This window comes from Thiogranum longum (genome assembly GCF_004339085.1).
Lineage (GTDB): Bacteria > Pseudomonadota > Gammaproteobacteria > DSM-19610 > DSM-19610 > Thiogranum > Thiogranum longum.
On the sequence record NZ_SMFX01000001.1, the window covers coordinates 1,961,799 to 1,979,303 of the forward strand.

Here is a 17,505-nt window from a genome sequence, read left to right on the forward strand (position 1 = left end):
ATTGCGAGCGCAGCGCGGCAATCTGTTTGGCATGGTGCCAGACTGAAAAAGATTGCCGCGCTGCGCTCGCAATGACGATGATTTCGCGCAATGACGGTTTCAAGCCGTTGCCTGTGCGTTTTCACCACGTGCCGCATCGATCAGTTCGATAAAGTGATCGAACAGTGGTGCGACATCGTGCGGGCCGGGGCTGGCTTCCGGGTGACCCTGGAAACTGAACGCCGGTTTGTCGTTGCGGTGCACGCCCTGCAGGGACTGGTCGAACAGCGAACGGTGGGTGGCCACGAGGCAGTCCGGTAACGTTGCATCGTCCACGGCAAAACCGTGGTTCTGGCTGGTGATCATCACCACTCCGCTGTCGAGATCCTGCACCGGGTGGTTGGCGCCGTGGTGACCGAATTTCATTTTCACCGTCTTCGCACCACTGGCCAGTGACAATAGCTGGTGGCCGAGGCAGATACCGAACACCGGCACATCCTTTTCCAGAATGGTACGGATAGCCTCGATGGCGTAATCACACGGCTCCGGATCACCCGGGCCGTTGGACAGAAACACACCATCCGGATTCAGATCCATCACGACCTGTGCCGGGGTCTGTGCCGGCACCACGGTGATACGGCAACCACGATCCACCAGCATGCGCAAGATGTTGCGCTTGATACCGAAATCATAGGCCACCACGTGCCGCGGCAGCTTCTCGTCAATGGGGTGTGGTGCCTCGGGCAGGCCACCTTCCAGCGTCCAGCTGCCCTGCGCCCACTCATAGGGCTGGTGGGTGGTGACTTGTTTCGCCAGGTCCATGCCCTTCAGGCCGGGGAAGGCGCGTGCGGCCTCGATAGCGGCCTGCTCGTCGATCTGTTCGCCTGCCATCAGGCAACCCGCCTGGACACCTTTTTCACGAAGGATACGCGTCAGGCGGCGGGTATCGATATCGGCAATACCGACAATACCCTGCTCCCCGAGATACGCATCCAGCGGCTGGCGGCCACGCCAGCTGCTGTAAGCCAGCGGGAGGTCACGGATAATCAACCCGGCGCACTGAATGCGCGACGATTCTTCATCATCCGGGTTCACCCCGACGTTGCCGATGTGCGGATAGGTCAGCGTCACCAACTGGCGCGCATAGGAAGGATCGGTCAGGATCTCCTGGTACCCGGTCATAGCGGTGTTGAACACCACTTCACCTGTGCTTTGGCCAGCCGAACCGATCGACCGCCCGCGAAACAGGCTGCCGTCTGCCAGGGCCAGTAAGGCCGATGTAGTCAATGAAACCTCCAGCAGGAGTTGTGCGTTGTGTTGCTGGCCGGACGCCAGACGACTTCAGGCGGTCAGAATGACTGCATCGGAAGCGGCGAGATTGTACTCGAAGCACCGCTCCCTGCCAAGGTGGCAGAACAGAATTTATCGGAAGTTCAGGGACCTGCAAAATCAGGAATAGGCGCCGCGCTCCTGCATGGCCTTTTTGGGCCAGCGCCGCTTGGTGCACAGCCACTGGCCGGGCACGCGGCGAATCAGGCCTGCGACAGCCTCGTTCATCTCCGCGGTAAGCAGTTCAATGGATTTTGGCTCACCTGTAGTGGCATCCCGCCAGGGAATGGATGGGTGCAGTATGACGCGAAAGCGCGCATCCCCCACCCGCTCGGTATGCACTGGCACAATATCGCACTCGAACTTGCGTGCCAGCCAGGCCGGCATGGTGGTGGTTGCAGCCTCAAGTCCGGCAAACGGAGACAGCGGTGCGTCTTCTACACGCACGTCCACGTGCAGACCGACCGAGCGCCCCTGCTTCAGGCTTTTCATCAAATTTCGCACGGCATTGCGGACGGGCACCAGCCCACACCCGAGTCGCTGCCTGCGCGGCATCACCAATGCGTCGAGCCGCGGGTTATCCTGGGGCTTGTAGACGACATCTACAGGATAACCGAAGTGCTGGATACCCCAGGACGACAGTTCCCAGTTACCGAGATGGGCGGCAACAAATATGCAAGGCTTCCGGTGTGCCAGAAAATCCGCATCGGTATTCTCACAGACGACCTCGATAGCGGGTGTGTCTGTGACAGTGTTTGTCAGCGTATCCAGGTGGACAAACTCGGCCAGCGTCGCGCCGAGACTGCCCCACACCTGCCGCGACAACGCCTCGATTTCGGTTTTACTGCGTTCCGGACACATGATGGCCAGGTTGGCACGGACATGACGATGCTTGGCGGAGTGCGGACCGATAAACCGCATAATACGTCGACCAAGCGCCGAAGCGCGCTCAGGCGACAATCCCCCCACCAGCAACCACAGTCCGCGCAACATGACTGTCTCACGCCACCAGCGGAAACGCATGGCGGTATTTGCGGGTATTGGTGCAGTGGACACCGGCTTTCGCCGCTGTGACGGGGTCGTCGAAGGTTCATTAGGCATCGTAGGCGCCCTTGTCTCGCATACGCAACTTCGGCCAGCGCCGCTTGGTGCACATCCACTGGTCAGGGTGTTCCCGGATCAGCCTGCCAATCACCGTGTTCATTTGTTCGGTAAGAAAACGGATGGCGTCTGCGTCAGAATAATCCTCGGGTGGACGTTCCAGCGCCGGGAACAAGGTGACGCGAAAACGCGCACCGGGCAGCCGTTCGGTTCGTACCGGCACAATATCCAGTCCGGTCTTCACCGCCAGGAAAGCCGGTCCTGTGGTGGTAGTGGCATCTTCACCCAGTAGCGGAAACAGCTCCCCGTCATCAACCCGCACATCAACGTGCAACCCGACCGAGCGCCCCTGCTTCAATGCCTTGAGCATCGGTCGCAGGGCATTCTGCTTGGTAATAAAACCGCAATCGAGTACCGAAAGGTAATCCTGGATCTGTGCATCAAGATACGGATTGGCGAGCGGGCTGTAGACCAGATCGACAGGGATACCCAGTTGACGAAGCGCAGCAGCCGAGAAATACAGGTTACCGAGATGTGCCGCAACAAAGATGCAGGGACGCTCCCGGTTGCGGAACGCGGCATCTTCATTTTCGCAGACCACCTCGAACTGTGGCTCACCGTCCCTGCCGACCAGTTTTCCGAGGTGCGGGTATTCGGCGATGACACTACCGATGTTGCGCCACACGCCACGCGCCAGCAACTGGATTTCACGCTCATCGAGGTCCGGGCAGGCCATTCGCAAGTTGGCAACAACATGCCGGTGCTTGGCGCTACGCGGCCCCAGCCAGCCAAACACCCTGGCACCGAACGACGAAGCGGTTTCGGGAGACAACAGCGACATAAACCACCAGAACAGGCGCATCAATGCCGCTTCCAGCCACTGACCAGACCGGGTCAGCCAGGAAAAACGCTCATCGCCTTTCCACAGCAGTCTCGCCATGTCAGTGAGAAACCGGCAGGCCTGGCATCCGGGCAGCCTGTATCAGGAAACCGGGCACACTCCGCGCCGGGTAACATGGGCGGCCATCAGAGGCCAAGCACATCGTGCATGTCATAGAGGCCACTGGAATGCCCGCTGACCCAGCCGGCTGCACGCACCGCACCGGAGGCAAAGGTCATTCGGCTGGAAGCCTTGTGGATAATTTCCACACGCTCGCCTTCGGCGGCAAACATGACCGTGTGTTCGCCGACAATATCGCCGGCACGAATGGTTTCAAAACCGATGGTGTTACGGTCACGTGCACCCGTGATGCCTTCCCGTCCATACACGGCACAGGTTTTAAGATCGCGCCCCAGTGCATCGGCAACCACTTCTCCCATGCGCAGTGCGGTACCGGAGGGTGCGTCCACCTTGTGGCGGTGGTGCGCTTCGATAATTTCGATATCGACATCATCGCCCAGTACGCGCGCGGCAATGTCGAGCAACTTGAGACACAGGTTTACGCCAACGCTCATGTTGGGCGCAAACACAATACTGATGTCTTTCGCGGCGTCCTGAATCTGCTGCTTCTGTTCTTCACTGAAGCCGGTGGTGCCGATCACCATGGATTTTCCGTGCCGGCGGCACAGGTCGAGGTGCACCAGCGTGACAGCCGGTGCGGTAAAATCAATCAGTACATCAAAGTCGTCGACAACCGCTTCCAGGTTGTCGCCGATCAGCACGCCCAGCGCGCCCACACCGGCCACCACACCGGCATCACTGCCAATCAGCTCATGACCCGGACGTTCGGTCGCAGCACCCAGCGAAAGCCCCTCGGTACGCTGGCAAGCGTCGATGAGGTTCCGCCCCATGCGGCCGGCAGCACCGGGAATCGCTATACGCGTCATGCTGTTTTCTCTCTTTAGAACTTCACGCCGTCGAAAAACTTCTTTACCCCGTCCAGCCAGGAATGCGCTTGCGGGCTATGCTTCTTATTGTCCTTCATGCTGCCGTCCAGTTCACGCAGTAATTCCTTCTGCTTCGAACTGAGCTTGACCGGCGTTTCCACCACCACGCGACACAACAGGTCACCGACGGCATTGTCACGCACCGGTTTAACGCCCTTGCCACGCATGCGGAACAGCTTGCCGGTCTGCGTGCCTTCCGGCACTTTCAGCTTGACCCGGCCGTCCAGTGTAGGCACCTCGAGTTCGCCACCGAGCGCCGCCGTGGCATAGCTGATCGGGACTTCGCAATAAAGGTCGGCATCGTCACGCTTGAAGATTGCGTGTTCCTTGACCTGGATCTGCACATACAGATCTCCCGGCGGCCCGCCGTTCTCACCCGCTTCACCTTCGTTGGCCAGGCGTATCCGGTCGCCGGTATCGACACCGGCCGGCACCTTCACCGACAGGGTCTTTTGTTCCTTTATACGACCCTGTCCGTGGCAGTCGCCACAGGGATCGCTGACAACCGAGCCGGTGCCATTACAGCGCGGACAGGTCTGCTGGACCGAGAAAAAGCCCTGCTGCATGCGTACCTGACCGTGGCCACCACAGGTGGTACAGGTAGTGGGCTGGGTGCCTTTTTTTGCACCAGACCCCCCGCAGGTCTTGCAGCTGGTAAAAGTGGGTACACGAATTTTGACCGTCGTACCGTGCACCGCGTCCTCGAGTGACAGTTCCAGGTTATAACGCAGGTCGGCACCACGATAGACGCGCTGCCCCCCGCCGCCGCCACGCCCCCCCCCGAAGATGTCACCGAAAACATCACCGAAAACATCACTGAAGCTGGCGCCACCGCCACCACCACCGCCGAACCCTCCGCCGCCGCCCATGGAAGGATCGACGCCGGCATGCCCGAACTGATCATACGCAGCGCGCTTCTGCGCATCACAAAGAACTTCATAGGCTTCCTTGGCCTCCTTGAACTTCTCTTCAGACTCGGCGTCGTCCGGGTTGCGGTCCGGGTGGTGCTTCTGCGCGGCTCGCCGGTAGGCTTTCTTCAGTTCCGCGTCACTGACGTTTTTGGCCACGCCCAGTATTTCGTAATAATCTCGCTTCGACATATTTTAGTTTCTGTATTTCGGGAGAGTCTGATTAACCCGTCATTGCGAGCGCAGCGCGGCAATCTCGTAACGTGGCAACAGTCGTTTGGAGATTGCCACGGCGCTACACGCCTCGCAATGACGGATGATGAAAATTAACCAGCGTTTCCCTCGTTGTTAACGACCAAAACGCCAAGGTTAGCACGAAGGCAACACTTGGCGTTCCGGCGGTCCTGTTATAAGCGGCGAACCGCTCGAACCGCCCCGGCAACATCACCGGGGCTATGGTCACAGCTTACTTGTTATCGTCCTTGACCTCTTCGAACTCGGCATCGACAACATCATCGCCGGCGTCCGCAGAAGCTTCAGCCTGCTCGCCACCCGGTGCCGCACCGGCAGCACCTTCGGCGCCACCCTGCTCGGCGTAGAGTTTCTCGGCGAGCTTGCCGGACAACTCGGCCAGCGCAGCCGTTTTGGCTTCGATGGCTTCCTTGTCGTCACCCTTGAGGGTTTCCTTCAGTTCCTCGATCGCCTTGTCGATGGCGGCCTTCTCGTCGGCACTGACCTTGTCCTCACCCAGATCCTTGAGTGACTTCTCGGTGGCGTGGATCATGTTGTCCGCCTGGTTACGGGCATCCGCCAGCTCGTGGAACTTGCGATCCTCGTCGGCGTGCGCCTCGGCGTCCTTTACCATCTGTTCGACTTCGGATTCCGACAGACCGCTGGATGCCTTGATGACGATCTTCTGCTCCTTGCCGGTACCCTTGTCCTTCGCGGACACGTTGAGAATACCGTTGGCGTCGATATCAAAAGTAACCTCGACCTGCGGTACGCCACGCGGTGCCGGCGGGATGTCGGTCAGGTCGAAGCGGCCCAGCGATTTGTTGGCCGATGCCACTTCGCGCTCACCCTGCAAGACATGCACCGTCACTGCATTCTGGTTGTCGTCGGCGGTCGAGAACACCTGCGTCGCCTTGGTCGGGATGGTGGTGTTCTTCTCGATCAGCTTGGTCATGACACCACCCAGCGTTTCGATACCCAGTGACAGCGGGGTTACGTCGAGCAACAGCACGTCCTTGACGTCGCCACCGAGCACACCACCCTGGATCGCCGCACCAACGGCAACCGCTTCGTCCGGGTTGACGTCTTTGCGTGGCTCCTTGCCGAAAAAGTTCTGTACCGCTTCCTGCACCTTGGGCATACGTGTCTGGCCACCGACCAGGATAACGTCGTCGATTTCACCGACCGACAGACCGGCATCTTTCAGCGCCAGCTTGCACGGATCAATCGTGCGGGTCACCAGATCCTCGACCAGCGATTCCAGCTTGGCACGGGTGATCTTCAGGTTCATGTGCTTCGGACCGGTCGCATCCGCCGTGATGTACGGCAGGTTGATATCGGTCTGCTGGCTGGAAGACAGCTCGATCTTGGCCTTTTCAGCCGCTTCCTTCAGGCGCTGCATGACCAGCGGATCACCGCGCAGATCAATGCCCTGGTCCTTCTGGAACTCGTCGGCCAGGTAGTCGATCAGGCGCTTGTCGAAGTCTTCACCACCGAGGAAGGTGTCACCGTTGGTGGACAACACTTCGAACTGATGTTCACCATCGACTTCTGCAATCTCGATGATGGAGATATCAAACGTACCGCCACCCAGATCGTAGACAGCGATCTTGACGTCGCCACGCTTCTTGTCCATGCCGTAGGCCAGCGCTGCCGCCGTCGGCTCATTGATAATACGCTTGACGTCCAGGCCTGCGATCTTGCCGGCGTCCTTGGTTGCCTGACGCTGCGAATCATTGAAGTAAGCCGGCACAGTAATAACCGCGTCGGTGACATCTTCACCCAGGTAGTCTTCTGCCGTCTTCTTCATCTTCTGCAGCACGCGGGCCGCGACTTCCTGCGGCGCCATCTTCTTGCCATTGACTTCCACCCAGGCGTCGCCATTGTCGGCCTTGATGATCTTGTAGGGGACAAGCTCCATGTCCTTCTGGACTTCCGGATCTTCAAACCGGCGACCGATCAGGCGCTTGATGGCAAACAGGGTGTTGGCCGGATTGGTAATCGCCTGGCGCTTGGCTGCCTGGCCCACCAATACCTCATCGCCATCCGCGAATGCTACAACGGAGGGTGTGGTGCGATCGCCTTCACTGTTTTCAATAACACGGGGTTCACCACCTTCCATCACTGCAACGCAGGAATTGGTGGTTCCGAGATCTATACCGATTATTTTGCCCATTTGCTTGTCTCTCCTGGATTCAAATTCTGTTTAAAACTTTTCAACTGTTTCACTAGGTGGGGGCGCTGTCAGGTTTTTCAAGCCTGTTCGTTGAGTGAGCTGCCGGCAGGCGCCTTCGACACCATGACCATGGCCGGCCGGATCAGCCGGTCATTCAGCATGTAGCCCTTCTGCATCACCGCCACAACCGTGTTCGGCTCCACATCATCACGTTCCTGCATGGACATGGCCTCATGATAATCTGGATTAAATTTCTCGCCTACTGGATTGATTTCTTTAATATTAAACTTATCAAGAACAGAGCTGAGCATCTTCAGTGTAAGCTCACTGCCTTCAATAAGTTTTTCCACGTCGTGGTTTTCACTGGCAGCCGCCAGACCCATTTCGAGGCTGTCCTTGACGGGCAAAAGTTCTGCCGCAATCTTTTCCAGCGCGAACTTGTGTGCATTGACCAGGTCACGTTCGCTGCGTTTGCGCAGGTTATCGATCTCGGCTTGCAGACGCAGGCACTGATCCCAGTGCTCGTCCGCCTTGGAGCGCGCATCCGTTAGCAGCGCGTGCAATTCCTCGTGGCTGTGATCGCCGGCTTCACCGCCGTCGTCCGCCGCCCCGCCTGCCTGCGCAGCAAAACCCTGCTCGTCTTCCGGCGATACGTTCTGTTCCTTAGCCATCTATTACCTCTTTAATAAACAATATGTTATTAAATATATCTCTAGTTAAACCGTCATTGCGCGCTACGCTCGCAATGACAACGCCAGTGCCAAAACATGGGGACTAATCCTTAGGATTCAAGGCCGCGCTCAATATCCGCGCCGTCGCATCCACAATCGGGATAATCCGTTCGTAGGCCATGCGCGTCGGACCGATAACACCCAGCACGCCGAGCACCTTGCCGTTCACTGAATACGGGGCCGTCACCAGGCTGCACTCGTCGAGCATCTGGTAGCCGGATTCCTCGCCGATGAAAATCTGTACGCCCTCGCTCTCCACACACTGATCGAGCAGACCGAGGATTTCGCGCTTTTCATCAAAAGCCTCGAACAGGTGGCGCATTGTCGTGACATTGCAAAGCTCATCACAGTCCATCAGATTGGTCTGCCCGGCCAGCACATAATCACTGCCCTTTTCCGCCTCGCCCAGCATCTTGTCTGCCATGGTCATGGCAGTGGTCATCATGCGATTGAGGTTTTCACGGGTTTCTTTCAGTTCGGCGATCAGTGTAGCGCGCACGCTTTTCAGTTCTTTGCCGGCGAACTGCTCATTCAGAAAACTGGAATATTGTTGCAACTCGGCTGCGCCGTAGTCTCGTTCTGTATTGAGGATACAGTTCTGCACCTCGGTATCGCTGATCACCAGGATCGCCAGCACCTTGCGGTTCGACAAGGGCAGGAATTCGACACGTTGCAGCGACGCGTGCTCGTTGCGTGGCAGGGTAACAACACCGGCCAGACGGGTCACGTCGGACAACAGGCTGGAAGCCGTTTCAACCAGATCCCGACTGTCTCCCCCGATATCGAGATTCTCCTGGAGCTCTTCGACCGTTTGTTGTTCCAGCGGCTTGACCGACAGTAGCGTGTCCACGAACAACCGGTACCCCTGCACGGTGGGCACACGGCCTGCCGAGGTGTGGGGTGAACGCACCAGCCCGAGATCCTCGAGGTCGGCAATCACATTGCGCACCGTGGCCGGACTGAGCTTCAGGCCCGCGTCACGCGCAAGCGTACGCGAACCCACGGGTTGTCCCTCGCGGATATAACGCTCGGTAAGCGCTTTCAGCAAGTGCTGTGCGCGCTCGTTCAGCTCGGCAGCCACGACCTTCCCCAGCCTCTTGTGGATTTACTCAAAGTGTAACTTTAGCACTCTTGCATCCGGAGTGCTAACAGCCGCCCCCTGCACCGGCTAAAAAATTTGCTGAAATAGACAGTTGGCGCAACGCCACGGAACCGCTAGCATTAGCCTGACATGACTAATCGCTTCCAGACCATCGGCCTGATCGCCAAACCCGGCGATAGCGCCGTCGCCAGTACCCTGACCACACTGTTGGGCGAACTGGAGCGTCGTGGCCTGCCGGTGCTGCTGGATCCCAGCGCTGCCGCCTATTTCGAGCACCCGTCTGCAGATGTCGTGGAGCGCGCGGCGCTTGCCACTCGCTGCGATCTCGTGATTGTCGTGGGGGGTGATGGCACCCTGCTCAATGCTTCCCGCAGTGTGGCAGGCGCCGACGTTCCGGTGCTGGGTGTAAACCTGGGCCGGCTGGGTTTTCTTGCCGACGTATCACCGAACGAAATGTGCGACCGCCTGAATGAAATCCTGGCCGGTGACTACGAGGAAGAAAAACGTTCACTGCTGCATGCCAGCGTGATCCGTGGAAACGACATCGTCAGTGAAAGCGATGCGCTGAATGATGTGGTGGTGCATAAATGGGATATCGCACGCATGATCGAGGTCGATACCCATATCGATGACAGGTACCTCAATACGGTACGCGCCGACGGCCTGATTGTATCAACACCCACCGGCTCCACAGCCTATGCCCTGTCCGGTGGCGGCCCGATCCTGGACCCGGGACTGGACGCGCTTGTACTGGTACCCATCTGCCCGCACACCCTCAGTAACCGCCCTATCGTGGTCAGTGACCAGGTGCGCATCGATGTTCGTCTGCACGGTGATGGCGACAGCAAGGCCCAGGTCACCTGTGACGGTCAGGTCAACTACACCCTGTTCGGCGGCGACCTGATACGCATCTGCCGCAAGGAGCATGACTTGCGCCTGATCCACCCGCGCGGCCATGACCACTTCGATATCATGCGCAAAAAACTGCGCTGGGCGGAGCAGCCCTGATGCTGGTATCACTGCACATTCGCGACTTTGCCATTATCGATGAGCTGGAAATTGAACTGCATCGCGGCATGACCGCGCTGACCGGCGAGACCGGGGCCGGCAAATCGATACTGCTTGGTGCGCTCGGCCTGCTGCTCGGTGACCGCGCCGATGCCGGGGCTGTCCGTCACGGTAGCGAACGCGCCGATCTCAGCGCCAGCTTCGATATCAGCACACTCGACCGTGTACGTAACTGGCTGCAGGAGCAGTCGCTGGACCTCGATGACGAGTGCCAGTTGCGTCGCGTCATTGCCTGCGAAGGTCGCTCACGCGCCTACATCAACGGCACATCGGTTCCCCTGCAACTCCTGCGTGAACTGGGTGAACACCTGGTGGATATTCATGGCCAGCATGAACACCAGTCACTGATGAAGCGTGACCTGCAACGTCAGCTACTCGACCGGCACGGGAAACACGGTGCCACGCTCGACAAACTCGCGACCCTGCACAACGACTGGGAGCGTGTACAGCAAGATATCGAAGCTATCATCGGCACCGGTAACGACCGTGATTCGCGACTGGAATTCCTGCGTTTTCAGCTTCAGGAACTGGACGACCTCGCGCCGCAAGCCAGCGAAGTCGAAACCCTGCACGGGGAACTGGCACGCCTGTCCAACGCCGGACAGTTACTGGAAACCTGTGCCGGCCATACAGAATCACTGTATGACGACGACCGTTCCGCGCACAGCCGGCTCGGACAGGCCATCAACGACCTGGCACCCCTGACAGCGATCGACCCATCCCTTAAAGAAGCCAGCGAACTGTTTAACAGTGCGCTTATTCAACTGGAAGAAGGCGTCGACCTGCTGCGCGACTACCGTGACCGCGTGGAACTCGACCCGCAACGACTGCAGGAGGTCGAGCAACGCATCGATGCCCTGCACAAGGTAGCCGGCAAACACCGCATCGAAGCGGAAGCCCTGCCCGGCTTTCACCGGCAGCTTGCCGAAGAACTGCAACAACTGGAACAGGCAGATCAACGTCTCGACGCACTGGAGCAACAACGCTCGACGCTGCAGGACGACTACCGCAAGACCGCGCAGAAACTGCACAAACAACGCGTCAAGACTGCCAGACAACTTTCCGGACAGGTCAGCGAGGCGATGCAGGCGCTGGGCATGAGCGGTGGCCAACTGGACATCGGGGTGACTGAAACCCCTTCAGACAGCCTGTCGCCACTGGGGACCGACCAGATTGAATTCCGGGTCAGCGCCAACCCGGGGCAACCGCCGGCGCCGTTGGCCAAAGTGGCATCCGGTGGTGAGTTGTCGCGTATCAGCCTGGCCATCCAGGTCATTGCCTCCGAAGCCAGTGACATTCCCAGCCTGATCTTCGATGAAGTCGATAGCGGCGTGGGTGGCGCTGTTGCCGATACCGTTGGCCAGCAACTCCGGACCCTCGGCGAACATCGACAGGTGCTGTGTGTCACCCACCTTCCGCAAGTGGCCTCACAGGCCCATCAGCACTTGCAGGTCACCAAGCTTACCGGCGACCAGTCCACGCGGACGCATATCCGCGCACTGGACGAAGAAGAACGCATCGATGAGATTGCGCGTATGCTGGGTGGGCAGAAGATTACCCGGGCAACACTCGATCACGCGCGCGATATGCTGGGGCAGTTGACGGCTGTGACCTAGTCTTTCAGGTTGGGGCAATTCTCGCGGGTGCAGTCGCCATAGATGATCAGCGAGTGGTCGTGGATGGTAAAACCTTCCTTTTTCGCCACTTCTTCCTGGCACTTTTCGATGGTTTCATCGATAAATTCCACCACCTTGCCGCAGCGGGTGCAGACAATGTGGTCATGGTGATGGCCCTCGTTCATCTCGAACACCGAGTGTCCGCCTTCAAAATGATGCCGCGTCACCAGGCCAGCCGCCTCGAACTGGGTCAAAACCCGGTACACCGTCGCCAGGCCGATATCTTCTTTGGCCTCCAGCAGGCGTTTATAGACATCCTCGGCGCTCATGTGGCGCGTTTCGCTGGTTTCGAGAATTTCGAGGATCTTCATCCTCGGCAGGGTGACCTTCAGTCCGGCCTTGCGCAGATCACTGGATTCCAATGTTTTTACTTCCTGTCAGGCGTATTCAAAACCGGCTGTATCGTTTATCATCGCGCCCTTCTTTGACAGAGCGAACCGGTCCCGTTGTTGATGCGAAAGCTTCTCACTCTTATTGCCATCATTGCAAGTTTTTTGCTCGCCTCCTGCTCCGGCGACCCCATCGTCAACCGCCTGCCGTGGGTTTACAAGATCGAGATCCAGCAAGGCAATGTACTGACGCAGGAAATGGTCAACCAGTTGCAAACCGGCATGACGCGGCGCCAGGTGCAGTTTATCCTGGGCACTCCGCTGGTTGCCGACCCGTTCCACGCCGACCGCTGGGACTACTACTACCAGTACAAACCGGGCACCGAAGGTGAAGGAGAAGCACGCAGCGAACACCTGGCGGTGTTTTTCGACGACGACACGCTGGTGCGCATGGATGGAACCCTGCTCCCCGACCCGAACGCACCCAGGGAGCCGTTAAATAAAATTGTCACTGTCGAAGTGCCGCACCAGGAAATCGATGACCCGGGTATCCTGGTTCGCTTCTGGCGCTGGATCACTTTCAACAGCAAAGAGCCGGAACAGCAGGCATTCCGTCCAGCCCCGGAACCCGCAGATAGCCACACCCACTAGCCCTGATTGCCTTGCCGCCACTGCCCGTCATTGCGAGCGTAGCGCGGCAATCTCTTGAAGCTGGTGCCAGCCTGACGGAGATTGCCGCGCTACGCTCGCAATGACGGGGTGAGGGTGAGTGTGGGGAATGGAGTTGAAATCAGCCCGACCCGGCTTCCTTCGGCTTGAGATTCCCGCCGCCCTTGCCGGTGCGCTTACCCTGCGCCGCGCGCTGTTTACGGACTTCCTTGGGATCAGCAATCAGCGGGCGATAGATTTCAACCCGATCACCGGCCGAGAGAACCTGGTCCGGCTTTTTCAGTTTTCCGAAGATACCCAGTTTGAGGTTATTCATATCGATCTCGGGGAAGCGGCGCGTAATACCCGAAAGCTCGATGGCCTGAAGCGCAGTGCTGCCCACTGGCACTTCAAGCCGCAAAATAACCTGCTCTTCGGGTTTGGCATACGCCACTTCGACCGGGATCAGGGAATCAGCCATACACATCCACCGCACGTTGTTGAAAAGAATCCACCAGTGAGTTCGCCACCTGGCTGAACACCGGCCCGACCACCATACTGAGCATGCGGCTGGCAAATTCAAACTCGAGATCCAGCGATACCTTGCAACCTTCCTCGCCCAGTGGATCAAAGCGCCAGAAGCCATCGAGCCGTTTAAAGGGACCTTCGACAAGACGCATCTGGATCATCTTGTTCTTCTGGATACGGTTGCAGGTGGTAAAGGCTTTCTCTACACCGCCCTTGGACAGCTCGATGGTTGCACGCACTTCGTCTTCCGTGCGAGACAAAACCCGTGCGCGCTTGCACCAGGGCAAAAACTCGGGGTAAGCCTCGATGTCGTCCACCAGTGCAAACATCTGTGCCGGTGAATAGGGCACCAGGGCAGATTTGTTAATTACCGTCATGCGTCACACCTACCCCGCCCGAAACAGGTGTGAGAAATCGACCAGCCCGGTGACATTAAGAAACACGATAATCACCGCTACCGGCGTGACATAGCGCACCAGGAAATGCCAGAGCCTGTAAGCCGGTCCGTCACCCATATCGAGTTCCTGCACAGTGTCTTCGCGTCGCATCACCCAGGCGCTGAATATGGCAATGGCCAGGCCGCCCAGCGGCAACATGATATTAGCCGTGAGGTAATCCAGCAGGTCAAATATCGTCGACTTCTCGAAAATGGAAATGAACGACAACGGATGAAAATCCGCCCAGCGGTTAAATGACAGGATGGTCAGAAGACCAACACCCCAGGTCGCCGCACCGGCATACACCGACGCATGCACGCGTGTGACACCCTTGTTTTCCACCAGCCAGGCCACGGCCGGCTCAATCAATGAGATCGCCGAAGTCCAGGCCGCAAACACCAGCAGCACAAAAAACAGCGTGCCGAACACCACGCCACCGGTCATATGTCCGAAGGCAATCGGTAACGTCTGGAATATCAGCCCCGGGCCGACACCCGGTTCCAGCCCGTTGGAAAACACCAGCGGGAAAATCGCCATACCCGCCAACAGGGCCACCAGCGTATCCAGCAGGGCGATGGTGATACTGGTTCGCGCAATCGAGGCACGCTCCGGCAGGTAGGAGCCGTACACCATAATGGCGCCCATACCAAGACTGAGCGTGAAGAAGGCATGCCCCATCGCAATCAGCACACCGTTGGCGTCGATCTTGCTGAAGTCCGGCGTAAACAGGAACCTCAGCCCCTCGTCAAAAGCACCACTGGCCATCGCATAGCCGTCGAGCATAATCAACAATACGAACAACGAAGGCACCAGGAAACGTACCGCCTGCTCCAGGCCACTTTTCACGCCCCGCGCCACCACGATCATAGTCATCACCATGAAAATGGTATGCCACGCCAACAGCCGCTCGGGGTCTTCGGTTAACTGGATGAAGATACTGCCAACACCCTCTGCCGTTGCACCGCTGAAGGCACCCGCCATGGACCTGAATACGTAGGCCAAAGCCCAGCCCGCGATTACGCTGTAGTAAGACAGGATCAGAAAACCCGCCGCCACACCGGCCCAGCCCACCCAGCGCCAGGCATGGTTGGCATTGGCCTCTGCAGCCAGGGCGCGCATGGTGTTGATCGGGCTCTGCCGACCACGCCGCCCGAGCATAACCTCGGCCATCATGATCGGAATGCCGATCAATGCGATACAGGCCAGGTACACCAGCACAAAAGCGCCGCCTCCGTGTTCCCCGGCAATATAGGGGAACTTCCAGATATTACCCAGGCCGACGGCTGAACCCGTCGCCGCCAGCACAAAGGCAAGGCGGCTGGACCAGCTGCCGTGTATGGATTTTCTTGGTGGTGTCATAACCTGTCCTGTCGACATCGTTGCGCCTGATTGTCCGGAATATCCGTATCCGGCTCAAGCCTTTAAATCAATGCCGACGCGCGCTACGACATGCGTATAATGCGCGCATGGCAAAATCCGGCAAAAAGAAAACCAAATCCGGCGCGAGCAGCAGCACCATCGCGCTCAATAAAAAAGCGCGTCATGACTATACCCTCACCGACCGGCTGGAAGCCGGAATTGCGCTGGAGGGCTGGGAGGCCAAAAGCCTGCGCGCCGGCAAAGTGCAGATGGTGGACAGCTACATCCTGCTCAAGAACAACGAGGCCTACCTGTTCGGCTGCCTGATCACTCCGCTGCCGACTGCCTCCACCCACATCAAGCCCGACCCGCGCCGCAGCCGCAAGCTGCTGATGCACCGCCACGAAATCGACCGGCTGATTGGCGCTGTGGAACGTAAGGGCTTTTCACTTATCCCCACTGCCATGTACTGGAAACGCGGTCGCGCCAAACTTGAAATCGCGCTCGCCAAGGGCAAGAAAGAGCACGACAAGCGCACCACCATAAAAGACCGTGACTGGCAGCGTGACAAACAGCGTCTGATGAAAGGACGCTAGGGCTTCAGGCATGGAACACCTGACTGAACTCGGCATTGCGCTGGCGATCGGCTTGCTGGTCGGCATCGAACGCGGCTGGACAGAACGTAGCGCCGAGGAAGGCAGTCGCATCGCCGGTATCCGCACCTTCGGACTGCTGGGCCTGCTGGGCGGGCTGTGGGCGCTGCTGGCCGAAGACATGGGCGATATCCTGCTCGGTATTTCATTCCTCTCGCTAACCGGTATCCTGATTGCCGGCTACTGGCGCGAACGCCAGACTGACCATGACCTTGGTATAACGACGCTGGTTGCCGCCCTGATAACCTTTGCACTGGGCGCGCTGGCGATTCGCGGCCAGATCCACATCGCTATCAGCGGCGCTGTCGTCACCGTTACCCTGCTGAGCCTGAAGCCGGTATTGCACGGCTGGCTGCGCCGACTGGAACCGGAAGCGTTTTATGCTGCCTTGAAACTGTTACTGATATCAGTTGTTCTGTTGCCCGCATTGCCGAACCAGGGCTATGGCCCGTGGCAAGCATTCAATCCCTACCAGGTGTGGTGGATGGTCGTACTCATCGCCGGCCTGTCGTTTGCCGGCTACCTGGCCATGAAACTGGTCGGTGCCAGGCGCGGCATTATCCTGACCGGGCTGTTCGGCGGCGTGGTGTCATCGACCGCGACGACACTTACCTTCTCGCGGCTCGCCCGGCAAATCGACATGGGGCGCGTGCTGTCTGTCGGCGCGCTGATCGCTTCGGCCACCATGTTCCCGCGGGTGCTGATCGAAGTCAGCATCATCAACCCGGCCCTGCTGCCTCATCTTGCAGCACCTCTTGGCCTGATCACCCTCGTGGCCGCCGGCTACAGTGCCTGGCTGTGGCACGGTACCGGCAACTCCGGTGACGCGGCAGCACTCCGCCTTGAAAACCCCTTGCAGCTCAAATCGGCACTGCAATTTGGCCTGCTGCTGGCAGCGATCATGATACTGGCCGAGGCGTCCCGCGCCTGGCTGGGCGAGACCGGTATCTACCTGCTGGCAGCCATCTCGGGGCTGGCCGATGTGGATGCCATCACCCTGTCGCTGGCCAACATGGCGCGAGCAGACCTGGCTGCAGACGTCGCCAGCCGCGCCATTCTGCTTGCCACGCTGGTCAATACACTCGTAAAGGGCATACTGGTTTTTGTCATCGCCGGCGGCAGTATGGCGAAACATTTTGCGCCCGGACTTGTCCTGACACTTGCAGCTGGCGCAGGCGGCCTGTATCTGATTCAGGCCGCCTGAACCTGGGGGGGGGGGTTGCAAGGGCTCGCTTATCCCCACCGCCATGTACTGGAAGCACGACAAACAGCGCATTCTAAAGGAGCGCTAGTCGGCTCACTTCGAAATATGTTCTATAGTCTATAGTTTAGTGGCATGCCGTCAGCTCACGACAGAGAGTAC

17 protein-coding genes are annotated in these 17,505 nt (G+C 58.7%); 5 read left to right on the forward strand and 12 right to left on the reverse strand.

The features are described 5' to 3' along the window. Positions 1–99: 99 nt before the first annotated feature. From carA to hrcA, 8 genes are all read right to left on the reverse strand, one after another. Positions 100–1,266, reverse strand: coding sequence for a glutamine-hydrolyzing carbamoyl-phosphate synthase small subunit (carA, locus tag DFR30_RS09660; RefSeq protein WP_132972696.1), 1,167 nt, complete (start codon positions 1,264–1,266; stop codon positions 100–102). A 162-nt stretch (positions 1,267–1,428) separates the two neighbouring features. Further along, positions 1,429–2,409: a lysophospholipid acyltransferase family protein gene (locus DFR30_RS09665; RefSeq protein WP_132972698.1), complete on the reverse strand. Its 981-nt coding sequence runs from the start codon at positions 2,407–2,409 to the stop codon at positions 1,429–1,431. Continuing rightward, positions 2,402–3,349, reverse strand: a complete 948-nt coding sequence (locus DFR30_RS09670) for a lysophospholipid acyltransferase family protein (RefSeq protein WP_132972700.1) — start codon at positions 3,347–3,349, stop codon at positions 2,402–2,404. Before DFR30_RS09670 ends, DFR30_RS09665 begins: the two co-directional genes overlap by 8 nt. Positions 3,350–3,435: 86 nt before the next feature. Further along, the gene (gene dapB, locus DFR30_RS09675) at positions 3,436–4,236 is read right to left on the reverse strand and encodes a 4-hydroxy-tetrahydrodipicolinate reductase (protein ID WP_132972702.1); all 801 of its coding nucleotides are present in this window, start codon (positions 4,234–4,236) and stop codon (positions 3,436–3,438) included. A gap of 14 nt (positions 4,237–4,250) precedes the next feature. Continuing rightward, on the reverse strand, positions 4,251–5,396 hold the full coding sequence (dnaJ, locus tag DFR30_RS09680; protein ID WP_132972704.1) for a molecular chaperone DnaJ: 1,146 nt from the start codon (positions 5,394–5,396) through the stop codon (positions 4,251–4,253). 274 nt (positions 5,397–5,670) lie between these two features. After that, positions 5,671–7,611: a molecular chaperone DnaK gene (dnaK, locus tag DFR30_RS09685; protein ID WP_132972706.1), complete on the reverse strand. Its 1,941-nt coding sequence runs from the start codon at positions 7,609–7,611 to the stop codon at positions 5,671–5,673. Positions 7,612–7,688: 77 nt separating this feature from the next. Continuing rightward, positions 7,689–8,282, reverse strand: coding sequence for a nucleotide exchange factor GrpE (grpE, locus tag DFR30_RS09690; RefSeq protein WP_132972708.1), 594 nt, complete (start codon positions 8,280–8,282; stop codon positions 7,689–7,691). Between the two features lie 103 nt (positions 8,283–8,385). Continuing rightward, positions 8,386–9,423, reverse strand: a complete 1,038-nt coding sequence (hrcA, locus tag DFR30_RS09695; RefSeq protein ID WP_243640719.1) for a heat-inducible transcriptional repressor HrcA — start codon at positions 9,421–9,423, stop codon at positions 8,386–8,388. 150 nt (positions 9,424–9,573) lie between these two features. Here hrcA and DFR30_RS09700 point away from each other — a divergent pair, with 150 nt between their 5' ends. After that, positions 9,574–10,452, forward strand: a complete 879-nt coding sequence (locus DFR30_RS09700; protein ID WP_132972712.1) for an NAD(+) kinase — start codon at positions 9,574–9,576, stop codon at positions 10,450–10,452. Further along, positions 10,452–12,128 (forward strand): DNA repair protein RecN, encoded by a 1,677-nt coding sequence (gene recN / locus DFR30_RS09705; protein ID WP_132972714.1) that lies wholly within the window; start codon positions 10,452–10,454, stop codon positions 12,126–12,128. Before DFR30_RS09700 ends, recN begins: the two co-directional genes overlap by 1 nt. On the opposite strand, the gene fur is transcribed toward recN, so the two are convergent. Next, positions 12,125–12,550, reverse strand: coding sequence for a ferric iron uptake transcriptional regulator (gene fur / locus DFR30_RS09710; RefSeq protein WP_132972716.1), 426 nt, complete (start codon positions 12,548–12,550; stop codon positions 12,125–12,127). The two genes, recN and fur, sit on opposite strands and share 4 nt — an antisense overlap. 90 nt (positions 12,551–12,640) lie before the next feature. Here fur and DFR30_RS09715 point away from each other — a divergent pair, with 90 nt between their 5' ends. After that, entirely contained in the window at positions 12,641–13,168 is a 528-nt protein-coding gene (locus DFR30_RS09715) for an outer membrane protein assembly factor BamE (protein WP_132972718.1), read from the forward strand. Positions 13,169–13,307: 139 nt separating this feature from the next. Here the strand turns inward: DFR30_RS09715 and DFR30_RS09720 are convergent, their stop codons facing one another. From DFR30_RS09720 to DFR30_RS09730, 3 genes are read right to left on the reverse strand one after another with little or no spacing between them, the layout of a single operon-like run. Further along, the gene (locus DFR30_RS09720) at positions 13,308–13,646 is read right to left on the reverse strand and encodes an RnfH family protein (protein ID WP_132972720.1); all 339 of its coding nucleotides are present in this window, start codon (positions 13,644–13,646) and stop codon (positions 13,308–13,310) included. Further along, positions 13,639–14,070, reverse strand: coding sequence for a type II toxin-antitoxin system RatA family toxin (locus tag DFR30_RS09725; protein WP_132972722.1), 432 nt, complete (start codon positions 14,068–14,070; stop codon positions 13,639–13,641). Before DFR30_RS09725 ends, DFR30_RS09720 begins: the two co-directional genes overlap by 8 nt. 9 nt (positions 14,071–14,079) lie before the next feature. Beyond that, positions 14,080–15,489 carry a sodium-dependent transporter gene (locus DFR30_RS09730; protein ID WP_132972724.1) on the reverse strand — a complete coding sequence of 470 codons (1,410 nt, stop codon included), beginning with the start codon at positions 15,487–15,489 and terminating at the stop codon, positions 14,080–14,082. A 107-nt stretch (positions 15,490–15,596) separates the two neighbouring features. Between DFR30_RS09730 and smpB the strand changes: the two genes are divergently transcribed. Both smpB and DFR30_RS09740 read left to right on the forward strand, forming a co-directional pair. Then, positions 15,597–16,085 (forward strand): SsrA-binding protein SmpB, encoded by a 489-nt coding sequence (gene smpB / locus DFR30_RS09735; protein ID WP_132972726.1) that lies wholly within the window; start codon positions 15,597–15,599, stop codon positions 16,083–16,085. A 10-nt stretch (positions 16,086–16,095) separates the two neighbouring features. After that, positions 16,096–17,346: an MgtC/SapB family protein gene (locus DFR30_RS09740; RefSeq protein WP_132972728.1), complete on the forward strand. Its 1,251-nt coding sequence runs from the start codon at positions 16,096–16,098 to the stop codon at positions 17,344–17,346. The last annotated feature ends 159 nt before the right edge of the window (positions 17,347–17,505 follow it).